Origin of the sequence: Stenotrophomonas sp. SrG (genome assembly GCF_050031795.1) — a bacterium.
Taxonomy (GTDB): Bacteria; Pseudomonadota; Gammaproteobacteria; order Xanthomonadales; family Xanthomonadaceae; genus Stenotrophomonas; species Stenotrophomonas rhizophila_A.
In genome coordinates, this window is record NZ_JBNBBE010001067.1 from 1 (window position 1) to 240 (window position 240).

The 240-nt window shown below is 63.8% G+C and carries 1 pseudogene; it reads right to left on the minus strand.

The window, feature by feature from the left end:
* Window positions 1-194: pseudogene (locus tag ACQG3P_RS22750) on the minus strand (N-acetylglucosamine-6-phosphate deacetylase); the annotation flags it as partial.
* Window positions 195-240: the final 46 nt, after the last annotated feature.

Sequence of the window (240 nt, forward strand, 5' to 3'; positions counted from 1 at the left end):
ACCCTGAAAAATGCGGGGATCAATGCAAGGTGCTGCCCGATTACCGGTGCCAGGGTCAGCACCTTGATCGGTGCGATGGCGAGCAGGCGTCGCACATCCTCCAGCGTGGCTTCCACCACCAGCGGCGGCTGCGCACCCAGGCGCACGGCGCAGATGAACGGGCCTTCAGGGTGCACGCCCTGCACGCGCGCCATGCAGGTAAAGCTAAGCTAAATGTCGGAGCAAAGGCACACATGCGCG